Below are 3,166 nucleotides of genomic sequence, written 5' to 3' on the forward strand. Positions count from 1 at the left end.
AAAGAACAGTAAATTTTCTATTTAAAAACAGCACAAAGACGTGCTATAATTTTTTTATTAAGTAAAGATTTTCACCGTTCGTCGGATATCTCAGTACTCCACCTGAGGGTTCGGGGCAGCCTAAGTCTGCTGGTTCTACAAGTGGAGCTACAGAAGATGTAAAGAGAATTAATGTTGGTGACTCAGGGCATCATGTTCCAGCTGTTAGGAAATCAAAAGGCAGACCGTTTGAAGTTGCTAGAAGTGATAAAACGAGACCGACTATTTTTTCTAAAGGCAGTGATCCAGGCTATGATCATTGGAGGTTACATGATGCTGAAAGGAATTATGTAGGGCCCAGACAAGGTGATTTTATAGGTACGGATGATGAATTATTTAATGCATATCGAAATGCATATCAAGATTTAAATGATATTAAAGTAGATGTTAAATCTCCAGATGGTACTTATAATTTAGGCTCTGATGTGACACCATATCAAGCTGTCGATTTAGTACAGAATTGGCTAAAAGAACAAGGATTAAATTGAGAAAGGAAAGTGGTGAAATGTTAAATTTATTATTAAAAAAGATAAATGAAGGTAAAATTATATCCGATGAAATGTTTAGTAAAATGGATATTGATGAATTATTGGATTTGAGGGATGACTCAGAATTTGATTTTGAGTGGATGAGGGTTTTTAATCAAATAGAGGAATCATCATATTCTGAAACAGATAAGCAGATAGTTGATAATATAAGAAAAGAGTCGTATTTAAAGGCATATGAAGCATCTAATTCAAGTGAAATTGCAAGTTGTGTTTCAGATGATTTTGACTTAATTGCAAGAGCGTATGTTTTGTCAGTTAATGATTGTTGGTTGAATTCTGTCATGTTGATTTATGCAAGTAATATATTTCCTTGTGGAAAGATTAAACTAATAAAGACTAATATTGATGAAGCATTTCAAAAAATTATAGAATAATATTTGTTTTAAAGCATCCAAAATACAATAAGTTTTATGGCTATTGTATTTTGGATGTTTTTATAATGACAGATTATATTTTGCCAATATATTTTAGAATTTTTATACCATCCATAAAACCATGCTGATACAAAAAAGCTTCTTCTAAAGCAAGTTGGCTTATAAAGGAGTCAATGTAATTTTCAACCAGTTGCTTCTCCTTGTCTGGTAAATGTTCAATAAAAATCTCAGCCTGTAGAATTCTTTCTTCGTCCTGTTCGGATTTATTAGGTTTGTTTTTATAAAATACATCAATTAACATATTGATGCGCTCTTGAATAAACATATCCAGTAATTCCTGATCGGTCATAATACTTCCCTCCTTTTGAGAACATATGATATCGAAATAGTGTGAGAAAGTCGATACCGGAAACTACTAAAAAAAGATACTCTGAATTGGGTAAATAGTTCAAACGAATTCTCAAAATTCTAATTATCTTGATTCATTGGTTATGGGTTTAAAGGAGTCGTTCATGACCCCGTAACTTTTTCGTGTAAATGTGGTTTAAGTGCAAGTGTAACTCCGGTTATGACCCCAATGCCAGTAATCCGACCCCGCTGAAAAAGTCCTTTCAGTCCGCATTGCGGGCTGATGTAAGCCGAGCCGGGGAAGTTTTTGACCCCGGCTCTTTAACCTGCATCATTTTCGACCCCATGGTTCACCTCTGTTTTGAGCAAGAAATGAGAGTGGATTTTCCGTTACCAGATTTTAAAATGGTTGCAGAAACGCGACCTGGAGCATTGCGAAATTTGGCATATATGCGACATTTTTCTGATAAAGCAACAGGAAGATGAACAGTCTGTAGCATTAATCTAAACATTTATCAGATAAAAAACGATCGTTTTCAAATATGCCCAACAAGGCTTAGTAATGCTTGAATGGCATACATGTTCTGCCATCGGTTTCAAAGGTCATACAGGGGCGATATTTTGCGACACAGGGCTAACAGGGAATGGGACATCAAATCTGCGTTGCCATTGGTTTGTGATATCTGTCTACCCCCATGGTTCATGGTGAACCATGGGATTTACAGGAAATTAGTTCTATGGTAAAATGGGGCTGCCGGGGGTTACAGGGGGTAAAATTCCCCTTTCTGTAGCTCCCTTTTCCATTCTTTTTTCTGCTGTTTTTCTCCTGAAAATAAAACCAGAAATGACTTGCAATTCATTTGATACAGAGTTAACATCAACAACCAATAAAATAAATAACTTGTCCTTTCATCCATTGGTTTGTTGTAGATAGGCTGTCGAACCCTTGCGGACTCAAAAAGAGTTAACGCTGTCATCTGAGGTTGCCGGTACGGGGACTGATTGGTTGGAAACAAGATCAGGAGGGAGAGAATTGCAGAGAAGAGAAAATTTGCTTTATGTAGGGATTGACCTGCATAAGGAAACCCATACCGCAGTGATGGAGAACTGCTGGAATGAAAAGTTAGAGGTAGTTGTGATAGAAAACAAGCCCAGTGAATTTAAAAAGCTGGCAGAAAAGGTGAACAGAAAATCCAGTATTCTTGGATTAAATCCCATTTATGGGCTAGAGAATGCTTACGGTTATGGTAGAAGCTTAGCTGTTTGGCTCATTGAAAATGGATATATCGTAAAAGACATCAATCCTGCTCTGGCGTATGACCAGAGAAAAAGTGCACCCATGTATCGAAAAAATGTTGAGTATGATGCGTATTGCGTGGGAACGGTTCTGATTAACCAGTTACATACCTTGCCAGATGCAAAACCAAAAGATAACGAATGGACGCTGGCACAGCTGGTGAATCGGAGAGATTTACTGGTGAAAGATGGTATCCGCTTTAAGAACGGACTCCATGAGCAGATATCCATGGCATATCCCAGTTATAGTAAATTTTTCAGCGAAATAGACGGGAAATGTGCTATGTATTTCTGGAAAACCTACCCGTCCCCTGTCCATTTGCAAGAAAAAACGGCAGAAGAACTAACAATGGAGTTCAAAGAAATATCTCGTATTACCAAAAAAGATAAAGCGAAATTGATTCTGGATTGTGTCAAGAATGATGGAAACACCTTTCGGGAATATCAGGAATCCAGATATTTCATTACAACAAGTCTGGTAAGAGACTTGGAACATCAGAAAGAAGAATTGGCAGGGCTTGATAAAGAAATCGAGAAAATCCTGCTTAGTTTTGATTATAA

General features: G+C 36.9%; 3 protein-coding genes. 2 read left to right on the forward strand and 1 reads right to left on the reverse strand.

Translation table 11 applies throughout. The features are described from left to right. Positions 1 to 544 precede the first annotated feature (544 nt). On the forward strand, positions 545 to 961 hold the full coding sequence (locus BUB77_RS28960; protein ID WP_073280636.1) for a hypothetical protein: 417 nt from the start codon (positions 545 to 547) through the stop codon (positions 959 to 961). Positions 962 to 1,034: 73 nt separating this feature from the next. Here BUB77_RS28960 and BUB77_RS28965 read toward each other — a convergent pair whose 3' ends face one another. Beyond that, positions 1,035 to 1,310, reverse strand: a complete 276-nt coding sequence (locus BUB77_RS28965; RefSeq protein WP_073280637.1) for a hypothetical protein — start codon at positions 1,308 to 1,310, stop codon at positions 1,035 to 1,037. A 1,032-nt stretch (positions 1,311 to 2,342) separates the two neighbouring features. Between BUB77_RS28965 and BUB77_RS28975 the strand changes: the two genes are divergently transcribed. Continuing rightward, positions 2,343 to 3,166, forward strand: an 824-nt coding sequence (locus BUB77_RS28975; protein ID WP_073280639.1) for an IS110 family transposase, incomplete at its 3' end; no start/stop codon positions are given.

Source organism: Anaerocolumna jejuensis DSM 15929 (genome assembly GCF_900142215.1).
GTDB classification, from domain to species: Bacteria; Bacillota; Clostridia; order Lachnospirales; family Lachnospiraceae; genus Anaerocolumna; species Anaerocolumna jejuensis.